The sequence below is a fragment of the Candidatus Pristimantibacillus lignocellulolyticus genome (genome assembly GCA_023639215.1).
GTDB lineage: Bacteria > Bacillota > Bacilli > Paenibacillales > Paenibacillaceae > Pristimantibacillus > Pristimantibacillus lignocellulolyticus.
On the sequence record CP097899.1, the window covers coordinates 912205 to 937336 of the forward strand.

The window sequence follows — 25132 nt, forward strand, 5'->3', positions numbered from 1 at the left end:
ATTAGGTCCTATATCATACCTGATAATACCGATGGGGTTGCAATGCGATGCCAAACATTTGCAGTAATCGCTACTGTTTGTCTATCTTCAGTTCTTCCATCATAATAAAGTCGCTCATGTTCAAGCTCTTCTAACTGAGAAATTCGGCCGCTAATATAACCTAGAATCCGATAAATTGCTGTATCCATCCTTTGCAGCAAACCACCCATACGAATATCGAAGACATCAAGACCAAAAATCTTATTTTCTTGTTCCCACTGTTCACGGTAAGTAGACATAAACCGCTGAGTTCTTCTCTTCAATTCTGGTAGTATTACTTTAGCATACTCTTGTAATAGCGTAAGGTTATTGTTCATATAAGCTTCCCGAATGTTATTACCTATATCACATTTTAGCTCTAGCAACTTGCATAAAGCATATTGAGTTTCAAAGAGTGATTTCCATTTCGAATTTCGCTCCATACATTGCTCTAAAATTTTCGCACTGCTTTCATAATGCTCCGCATAGACCTTCGGTATAATATGTTTATCGAACAGTCCCATTAATATATCCTGATATAATATATATTTCGGGGGGTTAATAGAGCTTGCGCCCGGTGCGACATTATCTGGCACCAAGTTAGGTAGGTCTAACTTCATGAAATCGTTATAACTGCCCCCTGTACAAGTCATAAATCGTTGCTCCAAGGTTGAAAGATTTGAGTTGTTCTTATAACAAAGTTCTGCCCAAAGTTGCAAAGTAGGAAGAATAGAGAACAGCGAAGATTCAGCCCCATTATCGCCCCATGCTGTCATCAGTATCTCCTTAACTCCTCCAGCAAGGCAACTTTCATGAGCCATGACCCCTACATGCTTGCTAAATTCATTGTTCGGTGTGAAGCCCATCCACTTCCAGGCACCGCCAGCGAACACGATCTTATCGCTAAGCTGCTTATGTTTTTTGATCATACGATTGTATAACTCAGTATTCTCTGAATAATAATCCCAATAAACAAGCGTAACATCTTCTGGAATCATTGCAATGACATCTTCACGTATTTGTGAATCGGCTTCATAATACTCCCCTCCACTTGCTAGGCGGAAGAACATATCACTCCACATCATCGGCTTGTAACCATACTTTCTAGCTATTGCTACTACCTTCTCAAAGTGCTGCAGCATAACTGTCACTCTGTCTTGATAGCCATGTTTATCTAAATATTTGCCTAAACCCATCATATGAGCTTCATCCATACCAATATTAATCGTTCTGCTAGACAAATTTTCAGATAGCGTACGGAACATCGTATCAATAAGCTGATACGTTTTCTCTTCACCAACTAGTAAAATATCATTACAGTCGACTATATCAGAGAAGGCTGCCCACTTTAACGGCTGTTCCAAGTGAGCCAGCGTTTGAATACAAGGGATAAGCTCTATACCAAATTGCATAGCATAGGTATCCATATGCTTTAGTTGCTCACCCGAGAATCTACCGCGCATATGACCAAAATACGGATACTCCTTCATTTCAAAGGTATCTTCTGTATACAGCTGAACGGTAGAGTACCCCATTAAAGCTAGGTGTTGAATAAGTTTTCGATAGCCTTCAAAGTGAATAACAGCATTTCTAGAGCAATCAATCATAAAACCAAGGCTCTCATAAACTGGAAGCTCAGTTAATTCAACTAGCAATTCTTGTTTCATTTTCTCTATCATTAAGCCAAGAGCTCTTATATATTGATGATCGTGTTCATAAGTAATTGTACCTGAATGACCATCATATTTAATACTAATTCCTTTATCTGATTGCTTAAAATGTATAGGGATACCCGTTTCAGAACATTCAATATCAAGTATATTAGAAATCTCGGCCACCGCAGCACATTGACTTGCATTTAATCCGATTAACTTTAAGTTCATAATAATGCCCTCGATTCGTTCATTTTTCTGCATATTATCCCTTTACAGCTCCCGCTGTCATTCCTTCAACAATATAACGCTGCATGCACAAATACAGTACCACGACAGGTAATATCGTTATCGTCAATGCGGCAAAAACAAATTGCCAATCACGTGCATACAAACCATAAAAGTTAAATACAGTCAGAGGAATTGTCATTTTAGCTGAACTATTCATTAAATATAATGGCACCATAAAGTTGTTCCATACTCCGATGGCTGCAATAATTAAATTCGTTACTAAGACAGGTTTTAATATCGGCATCAATATTCTAAAAATAAGAGTAAATGGGCCACTCCCATCTACAATTGCGGCTTCATCTATTTCTCTAGGTACACCTTTCACAAAGCTAGAAAAGGTCAGTACTGCAAAAGAAAGATTTATAGCAGTGAACACCATAATTACACCAAAGTAGGTACCATATAGATTTAATTTTAGCATTAGAGCATAGGTCGTAACCGTATTGAATGTTGCCGTCAATCCAAAAATAAAGTAATAATATAATGCACTTGAAGTGCGATCACTTCTACGCGATATAATAATGCCCGCAGTTGAACCACAGAACAAAATAAGTATAACCGAGGACACCGTCGTTATTAGACTATTCATGTAGCCTCTCATAATAGAGCCAGTTTCTAGTACATGAATATAATTTTCTATTCGAAAGGCAGATGGCAAGCTCAAATCAAGTAAAAGCACTTCTCCTTGCGTCTTAAGTGAGCCAAGAAGCATCATCAAAATCGGAATAATAAACACAGTGGATACTGCAACAACGATCACTAATAATAATACCTTATTCATTTTCATTTTTAGGGAATAGCTCATTATGCATCAACCTCCCTTGACTTCAGCATTTTATTCAGAGCAAAGGTAATCAATACTACGACAAACGAAAGAATAAGCACACTGGCACTAGATTTACCGAGTAAACCCATGCCGAACGCTCGATACGTGTAAGTATTTAAAACTTGGGTATCGAAACCAGGTCCGCCTCCTGTTAAAGAATATACTAGATCAAACACTTTCAAGCCCCCGGTAATATTCAAGGTTGTCACAACTGTAAATGACGGAGCTAATAAAGGTAGTGTAATGGAGCGGAATTTCAACCACGCACTTGCACCTTCCATGTCTGCGGCTTCATAGTAATCTTTTGAAATAGCTTGTAGTCCAGAAATGAAAATAAACATACTGAATCCTGCCCACATCCATATCTCAATAGCAATAATCCAAAACATTGCCGTTCCATAGTTACCAAGCCAATCTCTAGCTAATTGTCCTAGCCCGATGGAATTCAATATATTGTTCATTAATCCTTCCTGCTTCAATATAGCAGTAAACAATAAACCGACAATCATTGGACTTAATACTGATGGCATATAAAATAACGTTCTAAAGAAGCTATTACCAATAAACTTCTGCACAACTATTACCGCCAGCGAAAGACCTACAACCGTTTTCAATATGGTAGTTGTAAATGCAAAAAGTAATGTATTTGACAGTGATCTGAAGAAAACACCATCACTGAATAGATTTCTGAAGTTATCAAGCCCATTAAATACGGGTGAATTTATAGAATTCATATTCCAATTCGTAAAGGAATAAATAAAAGAAGCAAAGATTGGTACAATGAAAAACAAAGTGTAAATAATAATTGCAGGTGATGTCATCCAGAAAGGATATGACCTGTTCAATTTGCGCGTATTCATCGCTATCCCTCCTTAATTGTTAATGGCTTATGCATTGCAGCATAAGCCATTAAATTCAAATCATAATTAGAACCCAGGTGCACCTATATCTTTATTATATTGCTCGAATTCTTTTTGGAATTTCTCCATAATACCTTTACCATCCAAATCATTTTTTGCAGGAGTAGAAGTGTAATAAATATATAAGCTGTTTTCGAATAGTGGATTATATTGCATTACGTATGCATTGAACTCCGAAATTGCTTTACCTTGCTGAATATATTTCTCGTTAATTTCTTTAAGATAATCAGGAACTTCCCCACCGTTTACATCTTTAAATGCAGGGAAGGAAGGACGACCCTCGAAATATAGATCTGCATATTCTGGTGTTGACCATAATTCAAACACCTTTTTAACCGTATCCAGATTTTTCGAGTTTTTGTAAGCTACAAATCCAGCTGATGATGTGTTAGCAGTTACAACATCTACATTTTCCGTCATTGAAATTTGGAAAATACCGATGTTGGCTTCAGGATTAGAATCCATAACTGATGATGCAAAGAAATCTCCGTTGAAATGCATCGCTGCTTTACCAGTAGCAACTGCTGCGATAGCATCATCATATACTGCTGATGTAAAGTTTTCATTCACATAGCCTTTTTTATAAAGATCCAAATATTTGTCGATAACCGTTTGAAACTCAGGGACGTCTGTCCATTTCATTTCGTTCTTCGCTACTTTATCAGCGAATTCTGCGATCTTTTCTGAATCTAGCGCTTTTGCGAAGTTATCTGTCATCATAATTTGCGGAACCCAAGAATCTTTAGGCATAAAGATCGGCGTAATTCCATTACCTTTTATTTTAATAATCTCAGCAGCAGCTAGAAGTTCATCCCATGTTGTCGGAACCTCTATCCCTAGATCTGCAAAAACATCTTTGTTATAGATCATGCCATGTATACCTGGCACTGATAGGAATGGGAATCCATAGATTTTTCCATCATCATATTTGATGTTATCTGGCATAATTAGATTTCCAACCCATGATTCATTACTCAAGTCAGCAAAATTAGCAACAGGGTCAATCATGTCATACACAGCTGGAATGTTATAATCAATCATATCGACGCTTTCACCGGAGTTAAGCTTCATTTTGATTAAATTTAATGCTTCTGCATCCGGTACAACTTGTGCATCAATAATTATGTTTTCTTCTGTTTCCAATTTTTTAATCATGTTTTGCAAACCTTCAAAATTTCTAGACTGTTGAATAAGAGCTGTAATTTTAACTGGATTCTTTTTCTCTGTATCCGTATCGTTTGCAGTATTAGCAGCATCAGAATTATTACCGTTAGTACTCGCAGCATTTCCGCCACATGCTGCCATAGTAGCAATGATGATAAAGATTGCAACGAATAACGATAATGTACTTCTCAATTTGTTCATTACATGACCCCCTAGATTTTATGGTTACATATAGATTGTACTTTCACTAATAAATTCAGTACATGTAATAAGTTAAAAAGTTACATGTACAATAATGTAATTCGTACATATAATTTTGATTCAATACTCAATTAATAGTCATCTATTACTCGCGTAATATATCATTTTATATAGAAAGGTTATGAACATATGAAATGGAAGGTTATACAGCATAATGATCGTTATTTAGTGTATCGAAAAACTTGGCATTCATCGGAGTGGATGGGAATAGAGAAGAAGGATATTCGGATGATTTTAATACGTGATCTTATTTGGGCAATAGAAGTATTTGCTGATTGTTCGACCATTGAGTTAGCCCATAAACTGCTTGCACTTAAACAAAAGATAATGTAGTCACGCTACACATAAAAAGACACTCGGTCAAAAGGTTTTTAGCTAACGAAAAACCCGAACTATTATACGAAATACTTTTTTAAGAATTTCGTTATAGATCGGGTTTCTATTTTAAAATCTTATGATATCTAGCTCATTGATCGAATCCGATAATTAATTTCACATTAACCCTTAACTGAACCTGCTACAACACCTTCAATAATACTTCTTTGCATGATTAGATAGAATATGATCAACGGCAAAGTAGCTAGCACTAGCATAGGGAAGAACGAAGTCCAATTCGTGGAGAAAGGACCCACATTTTTATACACTTCTTGTAGTAGAACTGCCTTATTCGGATCTTGCAGGAATAGCAATGGTGTCATAAAGTCATTCCAGATCGCAAGTGCATCCAAAATCGTGACCGTAGCAACTATCGGTTTAAGTAACGGAAAGATAATATTCCAGAACGTACGGAATGTACCGCAACCATCAATACCTGCCGCTTCCTCTAGCTCTATTGGTACCGTACCGATAAACCCTTTGAACAAATAGATCGAGAGCGGAAGATTAATGCAAAATACTGATATTAATATTACACCTGGCAAAGTATTCATTAAATGTAACGCAGCAATAATTTTGTATAATGGGATAATCGCAATTTGAAATGGAATGATAAGACCTACCATAAAGATCATGAACATCCACTTAAATATTCTTTTTTTACTTCTAGCAATGACATAAGCAGCCATAGAAGAAATAATAACTAGTATGGATACTGCACATACTGCGATAATTAAGTTGTTAGATATCGCTTGTGGATAATGCATTGCCTTAAATGCAGTAATGTAGTTATCAAACATAAGCTGCTTCGGCAATCCAAGTGGGCTTGCAGCAGCCTCATTGGGAGTCTTAAAAGTTGTTACTACCAAATAATAAATGGGCAGCAACATGATAGCGCCAATTATGGCATACAGTAGGTTAATCGTGATATTAGCAAATTGACGTTTAGCCATCATGATATCTTTTCCTCCCATTTATTCAATCCGTAAGTAACAACTCTAGTTAATATAAATACGATAATAAAGAAGACTACAGCAATTGCAGATGCATACGCTGTGCGACCGTTATTGAAACCTTCTCGAATCATAGTCGTAATTATAGTTTCGGTCGCATATCCTGGACCGCCCTTAGTCATTGCAAAGATAACATCAAATACTTTCAAGCCGCCAATTAGACACATTAAAATGTTAAAGGAGGCCGCAGGATAAAGTAGCGGAAGTGTAATACGACGCAACGTTTGCATTTTACTTGCTCCATCGATACTCGCCGCTTCATATATGGATGAATCAATACTTTTCAAATTCGCAATATAGATAACCATACTCCAACCTGTCCATTGCCATACTTGTGTGAATAACACTGAATATAAAGCAATCTTGCTATTACCTAACCAGTTAACCGGGCTTCCGCCGAAAAATGTAATAATATTGTTTAACAATCCAAAATCAGACGAAGTCATAATGTATTGGAATAAAAAACCTACAACTAGAACACTTAATACTGCAGGGAAAAAGAATATGGATTTGACGATATTAGACATGAATCGCTTCTGATTCAATAACACAGCAAATACAATGGCAAATAGATTTTGAAAAATAGTAATTACAATTGCATACTTAATAGAGTTTTTGATGGCTGTCGTATTTTTAGTGTCGCTTAGCAACTGAGTATAATTGTCTAATCCATTAAACTGAAAATCAGGTTTATACACTGACCAATTCGTTACACTATAGCCAAAACTCATTATTGTAGGAACGATGAAAAGGATCATGAAACCTATAAACGCAGGAAGGATCATGAATAAATATGTGCGGTCTCTCTTTTTCGTATTCACTTTAGGCACTTCACCTTCTCAGTTAAGTTTAGAAACATTCCTGAATAGCCATGACAGGCTTTCAGGAATGTTTCATTAGCATAATTTTCTATTCAAGTGTTTTACGCATCATATCGTTAACATCATCAGCATCAACCAAAGCTTGCTGAACAGTCTTAGTTCCTGCAAGCACTTCTTGAAGCGCTTTACCATAACCTTCTACGATTGGGTTACCTGAGATCCAAGCAGCAGTCCAAGGAGCATATACATTGCCCGCCTTAAACGCTTCTTCAGCATCTGCATAAATTTCACCTAGATCAACTTCTACACCAGTCAAGAATGAACTACCTGCATTATCTGCAATTAAAGCTTGTTGCGCTTCAGGAGTTGCAGTAAATTCAAGAACTTGTAAAGCTTCTGCTTTATGCTTCGTCTTATCATTAATTGCAAGAGCAGAACCAGGACCACCGATTAAGAATCCTGGACCTTCAGTAATACCAGGAATAGGGAACATGCCAAGCTCAATCTCTGGGTTTTTCTCTAAAATCGTTCCTACAGCCCACGGGCCACTTTCCCACATTGCGGCTTTTCCTGTAGCAAACTCATCAAGTGCTTGGTCATAGCTAAGTCCAAGCATATCTTCTGTTAGAATGCCTTCCGTAATAAGGCGAGACCATTCTTCTACATATGGCAACCATGCTTCAGCCAATTTAGCTTCACCAGCATTGAACTTCTCATCAAAATCTTTGTTAGCTGGGTTTGAGTAGAACTCGTTGTTAACAAGTCCAATACTTTGTTTCATCATTGGTTCCCATGATTGTGCACCCATAGTTTGAGCTTTAATACCGTTAGCAGCTAGAGCTTTATGAATTTGAATAAATTCATCAAATGTTTTTGGTACTGCGATATTATTATCACGGAATATTGCTTTATTGTAGAAAATACCTTCATACCAACTTTGTAGTGGTGTTGCATACACTTTGCTGTCTACAGAATAAGGAGCAAGACCGACATTAGCGTATTTCGAAGTGAAACTTTCATTTGTAAGATCCATCAGATGACCTGCGTTTGCAAGTAGTCTAGTTTCTCCACCAACTTCAATAATATCTGGACCTTGTCCAGCATTAAGCTGAGAATTCAATACGTTATTGAAACTGTCCAAAGCAACGAATTCAAATGTTACTTTAATGTTAGGCAATTTTTCTTCCAGCAACTTTAGGTAGCTGGCACGAGATGATTCCGCATTGTAACCCATAATGCGAATTTCTACTTGCTCTCCTGACTTATTAGGCTCGGTAGAGTTCGATGATTGATCATCATTTCCCCCATTATTACTACCACATGCTGAAAGAATAGAGCTAACCAATACTAAGCTAGTCAATAATAATGACCATTTTTTCTTCATTCTTTTTTCCCCCAATTTCAAGTTTGTAATAACTTCACTGACATCATAACAATTAGGATATTTCAAAAGAAGCAACTCCATTATTCATTATTAGAAGGACATTAATATGTTGATTAGTAAATTAATGTGATTCGCACAGAATTATGTAATCGGTTGCATTTTATTACGTTTTTCTTTAATTTCTAATCCTTTATTACTTTCTTAGCGAATATCATCTTGCCACTGGAGTACGATTGGTATATCTGCAGGTGGTGTAAATGTATGCAATTCACCTTTGCTCACAATAATTTCTTGACCAAACTTCCATATACCCTTAGGTACTGCAACCACCCGATTTATAGAACCCTTTTCATATAATGGAGCTACTAGCAATGTGTTTCCAAGCATAAACTGATCCGTTACTGTCTCTAATCCCTCGCCTGGGAACTGATATTCCATGTAGCGAATCACTGGTTCACCCTGCTTAACAGCCTCGTTCAAAGCAAGCTTCAATTGGGGTAAATAATGTGTACGAAGACGCAATTGATCATGAATTTTCTCTAAATATTGTGCTGATAATACTCTCCAAGGTGCTGCAGAAAATTGAATTGATGGCATTAAACAAGCAATTTCACTATGACGACTAAAGAGTTCCTGATCAAGACCATTTTCTTCTAGTTCAGCGAAATTCAAATACTCTCCTCCGCCAACCATATCCGGACAACTAAATGGATGACCTGTTATACCTTGTAACAAACTATCTGGGATCAGAGCTTTAATACCTTTCTCACCCCACGAATGCTCTTTGTCACATAGTCGTTGAAATAGCGAGAAACCTCCTGATTTAAACGTAACGCGATATTCATTAAGTTCATATTTCGTTCCATAAGAAGCCCATAGAGAAGAATGAATATCTGGAGTTACATTCCCGTGAGTTACGTTATCTTCGCGATAATAACAGCTATCGCCTGCATCAAATTTGAATCCATCAATACCAAGATTCTGAAGTTGTTGCATCTGACGATCAAACCACTCTACAGCTTCAGGATTGGAAAAGTCTAACACAGCGGAATGTCCATTCCACCATTCACATATATATGGAGTCCCATTAGGTGTTTTTACTAACAAGTCAAGTTTTTTTGTCTCCCTATAAGCAACTGTATCCGGAGTAATAAATGGGCATACCCATAACATAACCTCAAAACCCATCCCTTTAAGCTCTTGAATAAATGCTTTCTCATTTGGGAACTTTCCAGAGTGAAATGACCAATTACCATAGTACTCGCTCCAACCATCATCTATCATTAACACACCTGGCTTAAACCCATTAGCTACAATATTTTTAGCGTATTGCAGCAAGTCTTTCTCATTCTGATTAAAAGTTAGTTCAATCCAACTATTGAATATAGGTTCGACAAATAGCTTCTCTGATAATTTAATATCCTTAAAAGGAAAATGAGCTTTCATCGCAGCCTGATAGGCACCACGTAGTGATTCATACCCACTTGCCAATAATAGATCATCAGGACATGAAATAATCCCCTCATTAAAATCAATTGTAAATCCTGTTTCTCTCCACAAATAACGACCTTTTGAAGATATAAATAGTGGCATTGTTTGGTTTGGCGTAGGATTTTGATCGAATACGAATTGAATTTTATCCTCTACTCCTACAGGCATACGATTCCCTTGACTTACACAGCCACCATACCAATATTCTTCATCCAACATTTGAATAATCATAAAGGCTTACCCCTCCATTCTACAATTAGAATACGGAAGAATAAGCCTAGCGACAATACACTCTATTCTGTTTTTATATTCATTTATTACTTATTTGCTATGCGATAGTCACTAGGTGTTTGTCCCGTATATTTTTTGAACAACTTAGAAAAGTAGCTAGGATTATCATAACCAACCTTATAAGCAATTTCGTAGCTTTTCAGTTCACTTGTACATAACAATTCCTTAGATTTGTTGAGACGAATATCGGTTAAATATGCCCATAGATTTTGTCCCGTCTCTCTTTTGAACAAATAACAGAAGTAGTTTTTGCTAACTGCAAGTTCATTGCATATATCATGCAACGAGAAATTTTGATCGTACTTTTCATGTAAATATTGCACTCCTTTATAGACTAGAGTGCTATATTCGAGTGTGGCAGACTTGGAGTCCGAGACAAATAACAATAAGTGCCTCATAAACTGATTTATTTCATCAATCTTGGATATTTGCGCAATATCTTTGTAACTAAGATTCAAAATATGCCTATTTTCGTCCGTTATCTTATTATTCGTAATGAGCTGGTCTCTTATCGCACAAGTTACATTATAGAAAAACTCAAAGAATAGATGAAGCGATTGAGGATCTGCCTTACATGACAATAACAACACCTCATCCAATATTTGTACGGCAAGTGGAATATCTTTATTCCGAAGCGCCTCTGTTATGTTATGTGTATATGGCAGCAGTTCTAATTGTTTAAAGCTAGTTTCCTCACAATTATATCCATAACCTAGTATCTGTTCATCTCCGACATAGAAGCTATAACGACTAAGATTGCATAGTCTTTCATACATATGAGGCAATTCATTCATTGTACTACCTTGCTGGCTAAAGCAAACATAAATATCAATCTTAAATTGTGTTTCTAAAAAACTAATCAAATGTTGCGAGCATTTTAAAAATTGCTGAGAATCACTCTCTGTTAAAATAGCAGTCCAACCATTATCCTCGTAATCAAATAATATTCCCTTGCCATATTGATTCAACGCTGTAAGGATCTGCTCCATAATATAATCCATCTGAGCATCTAATTGCAGACTGTTCTCTATATAATTGTTCATCGAACTCTCTTTAAGTACGAAGCGAAATAATCCATAAGAAGAAAAATTTAGATTCAAGTTAGCTGCACTTTTTACAGCTTGTAATTGATTACTCCCTGTATTCATAAAGCGATATAAACCTTGTAATTCACGTTGCTTCCAATTTTTAACTAAATATTTTTCTGTCGTTTGCTTATCCTTAATCTTAGTCGTAATAATCTTTACTGTCCTCACTAGTTCAAACTCATCAACTGGTTTAAGTATATAATTGGAACAGCCCAGTTCAATTGCTTTTTTGACATAATCAAAATCAGCGTACGCACTAATTAGAATAAATTCAGTATTTATATTAATCTCTTTTATTTTCTTTACAAACTCTAGACCGTTAAGTTTCGGCATCTTTATATCTGATATAATGACATCGTGTTTATGCTTATAATATAGGTCTAAAGCTTCAAGACCATTTTGAGCAGTGCTAACAATGTCTATTCCAAGACTGCTCCAATCCACTATACTCTCCATCATTTTCACTGATAATATTTCATCATCAACGATCATTGCTGTAAGCATATCGTTCCCCCTCACTTTGGAATCGTAATTACTACACTCGTTTTCATGCCTTCTCTGGAAAATATCTTTAAGCCTGCTTGAGCACCAAAGCTACTTTTGAGGCGTTGATTCAAATTCAATAGCCCTATACTTTGCTTCTGTTTATAAGTATCCTCACTACTAAGCATCGCATTAAGACGGTCAACCTCTTCCTTATCTAGAGTAACGCCGTTGTTCGTGACCGCAATATAAAACTCATTGTCTATCTCCTCGGTAAATATGGATATATGTCCTTCCTGGCGATTAACAAATCCATGCTCGATAGCGTTCTCAATTAGCGGCTGAATCATCATCTTCGGAACATTCATCGATAAAAGTTGCTCTTCACAATCTATCGCATAAGTAATTAATTGATTGAAGCGTATATTCTGTATAGCAATATAATTTTCTGTATAGTCGAGCTCATCTTTCAACATAACTTGCTCATAAGGATTATAGACCGTATATGATAGTGTTTTACCAAGCAATGTTGTTACTCTGGAAATCGAATTCGTGTCTCCTGATACTGCCATAGCTTTAATAGACTGAAGTACATTGTTCAAAAAATGAGGATTGATTTGATTTTGCAGAACCTTTAGTTGCTCCATTGATAACTTCCTCTGTTCCTCCAGCACATCACTTGTCAACTGATTGATGTTCTTGAGCATATGCTCAGCCGTTGCGGAAATAGAGTTAATCTCAATACTTTTCGTTTCTTTAAAAATGACTTGATGATTGCCCGAAGCAATATTTTTGAAATTAGCTATTAAACCTTTCATCGGTGTAAGGATCGATCTTGATATGAGATCAGATGAAATTAATACAAGGATACAGGCAATGATAATCATAATAATTACAAAAGATATATTTGTTTTTCTCATTTGTTCGATTTCAGTAAGAGGCATAATACCAAGCATTGACCAGCCTGACTTCTCTGAAATCTCATTAACAACAAGATAGGATACTGGATCGTCTTTTGTCTTAGGCAATATAAAGTACTTTTTCTTCTCTCCTAATGCTTCTACGACTTTGTGTTGATTACTCTCCGACAAATTTTCAAAAGATTTTACTTTGGTATTACCATCATAAATAGCAATTTGCACTCTTCCTTGATCGTCTTTATGAGAAATGACTGGCCTTAAATTAAAATCAGTCATCAAATAAGAAGATTTAGGTTCACCATACGGATTCAAACTTAATATAGGTGTAATGATTGATACCGTCTCCTGTTTCTTAGCAGTGAGTAAATAATCAGTAGGATGAAAATTTGTAAATCGAATATAATTACTATTATCTTTAATACTATTAACAAACCATAACTGCTGGGCAAAATTATATCCTTTAACAGGTGAGCTACCGTAATAATACAAATACTCATTATTCGCACCGATAATAATAGCATTAGATATATCACCAAGAACATTCAGTTGCTTTATCTTAGCATCAACCTCTCTCTGATTATATAATTCAACAGAGTAGTCTACTTCATTTACGCTGTTGCGGTAATTAACTGCACGAATTATTGCCTGATCATTAGCTATTATTTTTGATATATTGGTCAATTGCTCAAAATAATTGTCAGCCATTTGAATATTCACTTTTACGATTTTATAAATATAGTCATAGCTTTGTTTCTGATAATTTGTAATATTATTATTTAAGATCAAGCCACCTAATAGGATCATTAGAAGAATACAAATAACCGAAAAACTAATTACCATTTGTGACCGCAATGATAACTTCAACTTACTCTCCCCCTCATCTATTCTCGATTGAAAATCAAATAGAGCCTCATCTAAGAAGCTCTATTTGATTCTTTTAATAGATGGCGTAATTAATAATCAAACTGATAATCCAGAAAACTCTTTTTTGGTTACGCTTACATTAATGATTGCAAACAAGAAAATTCATTCTGTTCGTTACATAATATTACATTACAAGAGAATAAGCTTAGAAACAATACACTGTGTATCTATTATATATCACTATATTACTGTCAATATCTTCAGTTAATAGATATATAGAAACAGGAAATACATTCTATTGTAGCACATTCAATGTTATTTAAAATTAATTAGAGCCTCATGAATGAGGCTCTATCCAGTTCTATTAATAAAACTTATTATTTCGTAGTTTCAGTTTCATAATGGAATCATTATATCCCAAGCTGCTTTAGTAAATTGTAGATAACAACTGCAGCTTCAGCTCGTGTAGTCAATCCCTTCGGTACAAATTTTCCAGGTTGACTTCCTTGAACCAATTGAAGATCATATGCTTGAGCAACATAATCTTTCGCCCATGGAGCGATGTCATTTGCATCTGAAATGGCATGGTTACTGCTTGGAGCAATATCTTTGCCCACTGCTTGATATGCTCTAATTAACATTGCAACCATTTCTTCCCGCGTAATATGTGCCTGTGGACGGAAGCTGGAATTCGTATAACCTTGAACGATACCCGCTTCAACTGCTGATTTAACAGAATCCTCATACCATATACCAGATGTAACATCATCAAAGCTCAGTTTACCAGTATTGTTGAACTGAATTGCTCTAATTAACATAGTTACAAATTCTGCTCTCGTTACATTTCCTGATGGGTTGAACGTATTGCCACTAGTTCCATTCATGACAAGTCTCTTCGTCAATTCCTCAATAGCTTCTGTTGCCCAATGTTCGCTAGATATATCATTATATTGCTTAGTTACTTTTAGCAAAGCATACGTCCCGTTTTGATGAAGTTGAACAACCAATTGTCCATCAACTACTTTTCCGCCTAAATATTCCAGCTTACCATCTTCAAGAATACGATACAGGGCTGTATGCTGGTCTTGAACAATGTCATTGAGTGGAATACTTACGATTATTGGAGCAACTTGAATGGAAGTTCCATCTTGTCTTCTAATAGTCAAATCCAGATCCATAATAGAAACAAGAAGCTTAGCATCCGCTTTGTTACTGTCTGTAACTGAATCCAACGTTCTGTGCTCTTCTGTTGGATTCTGTTTGTTAATTGACAAGTTAAATTTGCTAGTAAGCAGTTCTTCATTAGAGAGCAACTGAGACAACTGCTTCATTGTTTCCTGTGTCACTTCTAGTCCCATTTGCTCTGTTTGAATAATAACTCGTTCAGCATTAAGCACTTCGCTCATAGTACGACTAGTTGTAAATCCGTTAACATCTTCTACTTTAATAATTAAATCGCCATTATTGTTGGTGTTACCTTCATTATTTCCGTTGTTACTACCATTTCCCGAACCACTATCAGGAGCTTTATTGACGGAATTTTTGAATTCCGATAATTTAGTGCTCAGCGTCTCAAACGCTATATTAATGATCTCTTGAGTTGCGCTATTATCATTAACAACAACAGCTGCCGCTACAATTGCTTCACTTAGAGCTTCCATCGCAGTAGCAGGATATTGCCCTGGTTGATTTCCTTCTACTGCTGAATCATAAGCAAGCTGAGCTTTTGTAATTTCTTCAATAAGTGCTGTTTTATCCGTTTGAGCATTAGGGTCTACACGATTAATCGTTAATGTATGATATTTGTAATCTCCATTACCTGCAGTTACCATCACCTTAACTTTATTCACACCCATAGCAAGAGGAATCGCTTGTGATTCAGTTCCACTTTCTACAGTCTCTCCATTGACAGCTATTGTCTGAAGATCCGTATTACCTGTCGGCGTAACTGTAATCGATTCAGTCGTCTCAGATACATCCATAGCGTACGTAATAGTACCGTTCTTATAATCTATATCTCCTTCACTTGTAGAAAGCGCAGCTAGATTCAAATCTGAAGCAGGCTCATCTTTCTTGTATACTCGGAAATAATCAATAAACCAATCTTTCGGATAAACACCATTATCTTTTCCTGTCCAGTAGCCCTCAGCTCCTGCATACATACTAAAGAAAGTCATCATGCGGTAACTAGGAGAAGTATTACCCTCAGCTACCAACTTATTATCATAATAGAAATTCAATGATGTAGGAGTCCAGTCCATAGCAAACGTATGGTATTCACTATCACTGTTGGGAGACAACCCATAGGAGTTGAACCAAACCTTAGGAGCATCTGGGTCATTCCACTTATGAATAATTGGATACGTTGAAGGGTTAGCTTTCAATATTTCCCCGTAAGGAATTTCCATAATATCAATCTCTGCATTTTGCTTAGTCGATTCGCCCATTATATCGTCAGCAGGGGCATCATCCTGTGTACCAACCATCCACCATGCAAGGTGCCCACCAAATCCAGTGCCTGGAAGCTTAGTCCGAATTTCATAATAACCATATTTGGTAGCGTATCCGTCGAAGTCTTCTACATCCTGCCTTGGAATCACATGTGATCCCCACTTATGCAAGCCATTCTTCTCGAATGACTGCATGCCCGTTGCCTTATTTCCGTTATCCTCTACGGACCATTCCACGTTAGTCTCATCGATAAACAATATGAATTTACCATCTTTAAGCATATAATTCGTTGCACTTGATTCCGTTGTATTTGCCCAATGAGTTAGGTAGCCATCGTACCATACATCTTTATTAAGCTTAGGCTCATCGAATTCATCGTGGAAGTCAAGTATCCATCCATCCTTTTCAAGCGGATTGGCAGGGAAGTCTCGTACGTCTTCTTTTTTATTAATGGTTACTGTTACTGAAGCGCTTAAAGTTTCATCTGAAAGTGAAGTAGCTGTAATTGTTAGCTGATTAGATTGTGCCGTAGAATCAACGACTAACATTCCGCTATTATCAAGGGATACGCCCTCCGGCTTGGAAGAAATACTCCATTCGACTTTTTCTGACGGAATTATTATCCCTGCACTACTCATCACTTCAGCAATAAATTTTCTTCTTACGAAGTCAGATGCAGGCACAGTAACGGTCTGATTGCCTGGTTTAATTATTAAATGACTTAATGTAAGTTGCTTAACTGTTACATTTGCTTCAACTGTTAAGGACTTGTTATGATCATTATTCACTCCATATGGAAGAACTACTTCTCCTGCAAACGTATATTGACCAGCAGTGTAAGCATCATACGTGGGAATTGAATTCGCCGCCCATGTAATAGCTGCATCAACAATCTTGCCATTATTAAGTGTCAGCTCAGCAGTCTGAGGAAGCTGTGCTAACACCAGTGCTGCTGCTGTTCCATTCTCAACTTCGATATTAGTAACAGTTTCTACAGTTTCTACACTTGCAGCAGCAGGAACTGTTACTTGAATCGTTTTTTCTGCAGTTTCAGCGGTATTTTGATCTAATACTTCAATTGTAATATCGATTACCTGCTCCGCCGCAGGGAATGTTACATTACCATCAGTAGTAATAACATTGGTATCAGAACTGTTTTTTATTGAAATGTTATAGCCATCAGGTACACTTGGTAAGCTTAATTCAGATTGCCCATACGGAAGTGTCATAGAATTAATTACATTCAATAGCATATCTAAACTAAAACTAACACCGTATACTTCCATTTCAGCAATACCACTAAAGCCTGTTGCTTTCGTAGAAGAAAACATAACATAACGAGCTGTAGTAGGCGATATTACATACGTTTTGTCCTCGCCCTGTGTATTTCCATCCATCACAACAGTTGTCCATGTCGTACCATCAACAGACGTTTTAATTGAATAATCATATGGATATTGTCCCTTGAATGGATAATAATCGAATCGATCAACGATGAAACTTCCTTGCAAATCGATTTTCACTTGCCATGGTGTGTCCTTACCTAGATTGGGTTGTGCAAAATCACCTTTATTACCATTGTTCACATTCCTTAATGCATTCCAGAAACTAGTTAGATTTGAATTATCAGCTTTTAGAGCAGTTACATTCTTGTTAAGTGCAATATTAGTATACTGCTCACCGTTGAAGTTGTAGTTCTTTCTATGCACATTAACTGTGTAAACCATACTATTGTCTGCATCATTAGGATCTGCTGTTACCACTTGAATTGGGTTTAGTCCCACATCCAATTCAACTGGCTCTGATGCCACACCACTAGTTACAGACTTGCCATTAACTAAAGCAATTGCGGAGCTTCCAGCCAGAATAGGCGTTAGTGTAATTGTTGATGTCTCATTACCCACATTGATATCAAATATCGTTTGATCAGCATTGAATCCTCCGATTATGCTAGATACGCTAGGAATAATATTATTCATCGCTTGATCCGCCGGAAGCACTCTACGCTTATGTACCTCTATCTCAAAGATACTAATAAATGTAGCTGAAGAACTAAATTCACTATTCACTAGCTTAACGTAACGGGCATTGATTGAATTAAACTTATGCTTCTTCAAGCCGTTTGACGTATTGTTTATCGTTGCAACCGTCTGCCAAGTTGCTTTGTCAGTAGAAACTTGCAAGTTATAGTTTTTCCCGTAAGCGCCTTCCCAATTAATTGTAATCTCGTTGAAATCAAACGTGCTACCAAGATCAATGGTAACTGTTCCCTTATCATTGTCCTTAGATTTCCAGCGTGTATTGGCATTGCCGTCAGTAATATTACTTGCTATTAGTGTCGGTTCATCAGTTGATGTAGTTGATACTACAACCGTCTTTCCTAGAGCAAGATTGACATCGTATTCTACCTGTTCAGCGGCAAACGAATTCATTGGTATCATGCTCAAGATCATAGCGATAATGATACCAATTGAAATAAAGCGCTTTCCTTTTTTCAAAAAAATAACCCCCCATTTTAAAATAATATACAACGAGTTGATTGCGCTTACATTATTGTCAACTGACAACAATGCACTTCAGCTACGTCGTATATTATTAGAATAAGGAAGATTAAGTTTCCCAACAATGAACTGCGTACGGTTTTTATACGAATATATTACTCATATATCTATTACTTCATTGTTATATTCACAAGGAACATTATCAACAGTAATATAATCTAATATATCGATTAATACTGTGCAATTTGTTTTGTACTCTCAAAACGTTTACTATGTCCTATGTATAGACTTACTTATAAGAATTTATTAACTTGAGCATCATAACCTGAGCATTATACAATATCGATGAAAGTATTGAACGTAGAATATATTTAGTTAATGATATATTCACATAAAGGAGAACATTATGAACACGAATACGCAGAAGCTCAACCGAGATTATATATTAAAATGGCTTGAACAATTATTGAACACACCAAGTCCTAGTGGTTACTGTATGAACATTATCAATTTAATTAAACAAGAAGTAGAGCATATGAAATTTCAGATCGAAATAACCCCTAAAGGAAACGCGATTATTACTATTCCTGGTCAAGATAACGATCATGTCCTTGCTCTATCCGGTCATGTTGATACATTAGGAGCGATGGTCAGATCAATAAAACCGAATGGGATGTTACGCTTTACTCCGATTGGTGGATATGCGATGCAAACGGTAGAAGGTGAATACTGCCATATTCATACGAGAGACGGAAGAATATATGAAGGAACTGTACTATCTACTAAGCCCTCTGTTCACGTATATTCCGATGCTCGTGATTGGAAGCGTGAAGAAGCTAATATGGAAGTACGAATTGATGAACTCGTTGAGAGCAAAGAAGATACTGAGAAATTAGGCATTAGTGTAGGAGATTTCATCTCATGGGATGCACGTGCGAGGTTACTACCTAATGGATGGGTTAAGTCACGACATCTGGATGATAAAGCTAGTGTCGCAGCTCTACTTGGCATTCTAGAATGGATCCATCGTAATCATATTACACCGACACGTACAGTTAAGATCATACTATCTACATATGAAGAGGTAGGACATGGAACTGCTCATATTCCAGCTGATATTACCGAAATGATTGCTGTTGATATGGGAGCACTTGGCGATGATCTATCTGCTACAGAACGTGATGTATCGATATGTGCGAAGGACTCATCTGGTCCATATGATTATAATATGACAACTCGTCTTATTGAACTAGCAAAACGAGAGCAACTTGCTTATGCAGTAGATATTTACCCTCATTATGGCTCAGATGCCTCTGCTGCACTTCGAGGCGGTAATAATATCCGAGCAGCACTAATCGGTCCTGGTGTGCATGCTTCACATGGTATGGAACGCACACATGCAGATGCTATTGTGAATACAGCTGCACTGTTAGTAGCTTATATGATGGAACCTTGGACAGCATAATCCAATATGTTGCGATATGGAGGGGAATTTTACCCTTCATTTGCTCTGTTTTAGCGTATAACGCCATTTGGAGGGGAGTTTTACTCTTCATTTACTCATTTTTAACATATAACGCCAACTGAAAGGGAGTTTAACCCTTCATTTGCTCTGTTTTAGCGTATAGCGTCATTTGGAGGGGAATTTTACCCTTCATTTGCTCTGTTTTAGCGTATAGCGCCATTTGGAGGGGATAATTACCCTTCATTTGCTCTGTTTTAGCGTATAGCGCCATTTGGAGGGGATAATTACCCTTCATTCCCTCATTTTCAACATATATTGTCATTTGGAGGGGGGTTTTACTCTTCATTCGCTCGTTATTAGTGTATAGCGCGATATGGAGGGGAATGAACATTAAAGTTTGGATTTGTAGCTCTGGATACTTAAAAAAATAGAGGTGAATATTAATTATTATTAGAAAATTATTAGCGACTGACCAGTCTCCGATGGAATTATTACTTCTTGCTGATCCTTCTGAAAGTCTCGTCAAAGAGTATCTCACTAGAGGTGAAAGTTATGTATTAGTCGATAATGATGATGTAATCGGCATCTATGTTCTACTCCCTACTAGACCAGACACTTGTGAACTTGTAAATGTAGCTGTTGCTGAATCTTTCCAAGGTAGAGGATACGGAAAACAATTAATTGTTCATGCCATTCAAGTGGCTAGGGAACAAGGATACACTATTATAGAAGTAGGAACAGGCAACTCCAGCATTAATCAGATTGCTCTGTATCAGAAATGCGGTTTTAGAATGTCATATATAGATCGTAATTTCTTCATAAGAAACTACGACCATCCTATATTTGAGAATGGGTTGTTGTGTATAGACATGGTGAGATTCTCATTAGATTTATAATAATAGTTAGTTCAAAAAGTGGACTTTTATAACGAAGTGACAGGAAGCTTAATCGACATCGAATATGAAGCGAAATTGGGAAGTCTAGCGTAAGCTTACGATGTATGTTTCTTAAAGAAACATTGTAGGTACGCGTGTACCAATAACGTACACTTACGTTTCCTCCTTCCACAAGTAGCGCTCCATCTTCTCGGTTCTTAAAGCCCACTTTTTGAACTTTCACTTATAATCAATTCAATCTAAACATTCAACTAAACCAATAGATAGTCGCCGTTCCGAACTACCTATTCGTTGTAACGAAATAGTTGGATAGTAGGTTGCTCTGATTGATCTGGTCGATCGGCACTTAATTCCAAGCGATCTACATATCCGCTAATTAGGAAACGTTCTGCATCATGTGAATTCAAATCTAACTGGACTAATTCGGTGTACTGGCTATACTCCATTTCTTCAAGCGTGCGCAGTGGTTGAAATTTATCTTCATAATTACTATGAAGGATGAAATATATCGTATTACCGTAGCGACTAATAGATCCTATATCACTGTAGTTTTGTTGAAATACCATACTCACTATACTAGTATTCAAATCGATACGAATGATTCTATATCCTTGTACTAGATATATTACTCCCTCAACTTGATCTAAAATATACGAATTTTCACCCTCTGGGCTGGAAACATATATACCATCAGGCTCAGTACGTGGATAATCAATAACACCTAGCCATTGTCCTTCTCGATTAAAGCGTTCTAAGCGAGTATCTAACATCACTAAAATCTCATCCCCATAAGGAATAATCTGTTCTGTCCCTCTAGCATTGATATTATTACCCATATAAAAAGTACGATACTGTTGCTTCTGTTTATTATATTGATACAGATATCCATGAAGAAAATACCACGTCAACCCACTTTCTTTGTCTTTCACATACTGACTAGGACGAAAAAATTCAACTTCCACCCAATTTTTATCTGTCGAAGACTCGTATTCAATGGCCCTCTTATCATTAAGATTAAAATCCTTATCTACAGTGTACTTCCATGTCGGTGATGTGACATGCAGTAAATCACCTTGAAGCGATAAATGATTTGGCAGATGCACAGCTAATTCTTGCTCAATTTCTAATTTATCATTTACCATAATAATTCTAGAAGCTTCCGTATCAGTGAAAATCCACTTACCATTCATCCTCAAGAAATCTTTAACTCCATATCCTTCGAACCCTTCACCAATGCGCATCTTCATCGTAATAGGCAATATCCCAATTTCCACTAATGCACCATTATTATATTGATAAAATTTATCATCTACGATGACATACCAGACGTCATCAATCTTACGATACGTTTTCACAAAGGAATAATCTACTTCCTCATATATGGCATCAATCGCTCTGTCTAGCTCTTCCGGAATTTCCTCATTCGTATTTACTACGCTTGAATCCATTTCAAGTATAGGTTGAGTTTCATATACAACATCCTTTGAAAATCTATCTACACTGTCTATCTTATAATCAGTTAACGGTGTGGTTAGTAGCGATTGAAAATCTGCATTATGCGTATGAACTAGATCATAAAGTGAAAGATATCGTGTTTCACCTTCTACTTCGTATCGAGCAAGCGATCCCTCTGAACCAATTAACGTCGCTCCTTTGGTTGAAAACTGCTTATATTGTGGTTCATTATCAATAAGATCATAACCATTATTGTACATAACGATCTCAATTTGATGATCTGTGATCAGAGCGAACGTACTATAATTAAGCGCGATCCATTCTCCAATAAACAACCGAGTTTCTACTGGAAGATTCGATGAAGAACCATCATTCAATAATGATAACAGTTCGTCTCCCGCTTCATTCCGAAAATGTCCTAATACTAATTCCGTCCCATCTACAAAACCCATTAATGTTGCATCGATCATATCATATCCAACATATCTCTTAACTAGTTCAAATGGCTGCTCTGTATATACGATGCTACCTATATCATCTATAAACACATAAGCTTTCACATCATTTCCCATGTCAATGATCTCTTCACTAATAAATGGCTGAAATTTGTTAGATAAATCCTGCCTGGTTAGAGCAACCGTATCATGTAATCCTTGATTAATGGACCTCCAAGTATACGTCGACGATTGGTAGACCATCTCACTCACATATTCTCCACCATTTCTAAACTGAATAAAAAATAGATTAGGTTGTTCGACTAAACTAATCGACAGCAGCTCCTGAGGACCAAATTGCCATTGTTCCTCTGCACTTACTATTGGTACAGAAGTAAGCCGTACCGTCATCCAACTCCCGCGATGTCCTTCTTCTGCTGAATCTGCTTCGATCAATTGTGTCCCAAAGAGAATATACTCACCATTAATCCAAGCTTGTGCTTTATATCCCTCGGCCCATGTGTAAAGTTCTTTACTAGTTAATCCACCATCTGAACTGTAATATAAGTGAAGATTTTCTACATATAGCTTCGATTGATCTTCCTCCAATATAACAACAGCTTCTTGTGCATCCGTATCAAATTCGTGGCTTTTAGACTGTGGAATTATCGGCTCATTATCTTGATCTACTATGACTGGATAGTGATATTTTACCTGATCTGTATTTCTATTGAGAAAATAAAACAAACCAATGGCAACAACAATAATGAGGCCAATCACTATTGTAATAGTTAATCTCCTACTAATTCTCATTCCAGTTATCCCCTTTTTACCGTCATAACGCTCTCCTCTATATGACGATAATAAATGGAAATTGTTGCTAGTTAAACAAAAATATTTTTTTGAGTTTTTTGTATGTCGAGTGGGAAATACGTAGGTTTTCAGGGATCAATCTACACATTTAGCTTTAGCTCAGTGGAGTATCAAATAATACAACAATTAAACACTCAATAGAGCTTTAAGTAATATAACAAATCAAATAATTCTGTTAAAAATTTAGTGTAACTAAATCTTTTGTTACGCTCACTTGCTCCTAACATTCGCTGTATAAGCTCCCACTTTTCTTGCTTAGAGGCACTTAATAATCTATTTTCATTTTCTTTAACGAGCTGTATCTGCTCCGAATGCCTAGCCATTAGCTCTTCATAGGTAATATCAACATGTTCTACAACTGGCTCTGTATTTACGATTATAGAATGTTTGCTTTTATAACGTTTATTCGATTTTTTCACGGTTTGCTTTGGTCTTGTCATCGATAACTCATATTCAAATTGCTTTTCTAATTTATTCAATTGAATATGAGAAAGCGGTAAATCTAATTCTAATTGCTCCATAATTTCTCTAGATAGATCAAGATCATAATAATCTTCAGGAAGTTTCCACCATTGTTCATACTTACTTAATATATCATCACGTTCTAGGTCAATCGTATGAAAACCATTCTTAATATCCTTAATTAGATCTGCAGAAAGCATTGTATAATTTTCTAGACATGTTTCCCCTAGGCGATATGTTTTGTTCTCTTTTCTATGATGAATGACATAGCAAAAACGAAGTGGTTTGCCGCACTCACATTGATAAGGACGATTTCCATATCCACCATCAAGTACTTCAGCTAGTTCCCAATCATCTAACTTGTCCCAAATCTCATCAGAAGACATTTCTTCGTCTAATACAATCCCCTTTTTCGTCGCTAATTGTTCCAACCATTTGCTTTTTTTACTTTGTGTTAAATATGTATTGAGAAACCAACGTTGCTTGTTATCTAATAATTCAAATAAACGATTTACTTCTTTCTCAGTTAATGGGATTGCCATAGAACTCCCTCCAACTACTCAACATTTTTACGACTAGAGTGTATCATATTTATCGCTTTCTCCATACAAATTTATGACAACACGTTAATAATTAATGAACTAAACTTTTCATATCGTAAAACAAAAAGAAGTTACACATTGTGTAACTCCTTTTTCTAACCTACTACAACATGTAGACAAAATCTAAAGAG

Annotated in this window: 16 protein-coding genes; 3 read left to right on the forward strand and 13 right to left on the reverse strand. The window is 36.5% G+C overall.

Going from position 1 to position 25132, the window contains the following annotated elements:
- Positions 1–8: 8 nt before the first annotated feature.
- The 4 genes from NAG76_03715 to NAG76_03730 all read right to left on the reverse strand — a co-directional run bounded on the left by NAG76_03715 (position 9) and on the right by NAG76_03730 (position 5072).
- Positions 9–1934, reverse strand: a complete 1926-nt coding sequence (locus tag NAG76_03715; GenBank protein ID URN95380.1) for a family 20 glycosylhydrolase — start codon at positions 1932–1934, stop codon at positions 9–11.
- 1 nt (position 1935) lies between these two features.
- The gene (locus tag NAG76_03720) at positions 1936–2766 is read right to left on the reverse strand and encodes a carbohydrate ABC transporter permease (protein URN95381.1); all 831 of its coding nucleotides are present in this window, start codon (positions 2764–2766) and stop codon (positions 1936–1938) included.
- Positions 2766–3647: a sugar ABC transporter permease gene (locus NAG76_03725; GenBank protein ID URN95382.1), complete on the reverse strand. Its 882-nt coding sequence runs from the start codon at positions 3645–3647 to the stop codon at positions 2766–2768. The genes NAG76_03720 and NAG76_03725 overlap by 1 nt, the downstream gene beginning before the upstream one ends.
- 66 nt (positions 3648–3713) lie before the next feature.
- Positions 3714–5072: an extracellular solute-binding protein gene (locus NAG76_03730; GenBank protein ID URN95383.1), complete on the reverse strand. Its 1359-nt coding sequence runs from the start codon at positions 5070–5072 to the stop codon at positions 3714–3716.
- Positions 5073–5261: 189 nt separating this feature from the next.
- Between NAG76_03730 and NAG76_03735 the strand changes: the two genes are divergently transcribed.
- Positions 5262–5465, forward strand: a complete 204-nt coding sequence (locus tag NAG76_03735; GenBank protein ID URN95384.1) for a hypothetical protein — start codon at positions 5262–5264, stop codon at positions 5463–5465.
- Between the two features lie 164 nt (positions 5466–5629).
- On the opposite strand, the gene NAG76_03740 is transcribed toward NAG76_03735, so the two are convergent.
- The 7 genes from NAG76_03740 to NAG76_03770 all read right to left on the reverse strand — a co-directional run bounded on the left by NAG76_03740 (position 5630) and on the right by NAG76_03770 (position 18811).
- Positions 5630–6463, reverse strand: coding sequence for a carbohydrate ABC transporter permease (locus NAG76_03740; protein URN95385.1), 834 nt, complete (start codon positions 6461–6463; stop codon positions 5630–5632).
- A complete protein-coding gene (locus NAG76_03745) occupies positions 6460–7341 on the reverse strand; it encodes a sugar ABC transporter permease (protein URN95386.1) in 882 nt (293 codons plus the stop codon). The genes NAG76_03740 and NAG76_03745 overlap by 4 nt, the downstream gene beginning before the upstream one ends.
- An 88-nt stretch (positions 7342–7429) precedes the next feature.
- Positions 7430–8725, reverse strand: coding sequence for an extracellular solute-binding protein (locus tag NAG76_03750; GenBank protein URN95387.1), 1296 nt, complete (start codon positions 8723–8725; stop codon positions 7430–7432).
- A 201-nt stretch (positions 8726–8926) separates the two neighbouring features.
- Positions 8927–10447 carry a glycoside hydrolase family 31 protein gene (locus NAG76_03755; GenBank protein URN95388.1) on the reverse strand — a complete coding sequence of 507 codons (1521 nt, stop codon included), beginning with the start codon at positions 10445–10447 and terminating at the stop codon, positions 8927–8929.
- 86 nt (positions 10448–10533) lie between these two features.
- Entirely contained in the window at positions 10534–12099 is a 1566-nt protein-coding gene (locus NAG76_03760) for a response regulator (GenBank protein ID URN95389.1), read from the reverse strand.
- An 11-nt stretch (positions 12100–12110) separates the two neighbouring features.
- Positions 12111–13862 (reverse strand): histidine kinase, encoded by a 1752-nt coding sequence (locus NAG76_03765; protein ID URN95390.1) that lies wholly within the window; start codon positions 13860–13862, stop codon positions 12111–12113.
- Between the two features lie 410 nt (positions 13863–14272).
- Complete coding sequence (locus NAG76_03770) at positions 14273–18811, reverse strand: S-layer homology domain-containing protein (protein URN95391.1); 4539 nt, start codon at positions 18809–18811, stop codon at positions 14273–14275.
- 409 nt (positions 18812–19220) lie between these two features.
- Between NAG76_03770 and NAG76_03775 the strand changes: the two genes are divergently transcribed.
- Positions 19221–20279 (forward strand): M42 family metallopeptidase, encoded by a 1059-nt coding sequence (locus tag NAG76_03775; protein URN95392.1) that lies wholly within the window; start codon positions 19221–19223, stop codon positions 20277–20279.
- A gap of 443 nt (positions 20280–20722) precedes the next feature.
- On the forward strand, positions 20723–21175 hold the full coding sequence (locus NAG76_03780; protein URN96754.1) for a GNAT family N-acetyltransferase: 453 nt from the start codon (positions 20723–20725) through the stop codon (positions 21173–21175).
- 284 nt (positions 21176–21459) lie between these two features.
- Here NAG76_03780 and NAG76_03785 read toward each other — a convergent pair whose 3' ends face one another.
- Positions 21460–23877 (reverse strand): hypothetical protein, encoded by a 2418-nt coding sequence (locus tag NAG76_03785; protein ID URN95393.1) that lies wholly within the window; start codon positions 23875–23877, stop codon positions 21460–21462.
- 194 nt (positions 23878–24071) lie between these two features.
- Complete coding sequence (locus tag NAG76_03790; protein ID URN95394.1) at positions 24072–24941, reverse strand: hypothetical protein; 870 nt, start codon at positions 24939–24941, stop codon at positions 24072–24074.
- Between the last annotated feature and the right edge of the window lie 191 nt (positions 24942–25132).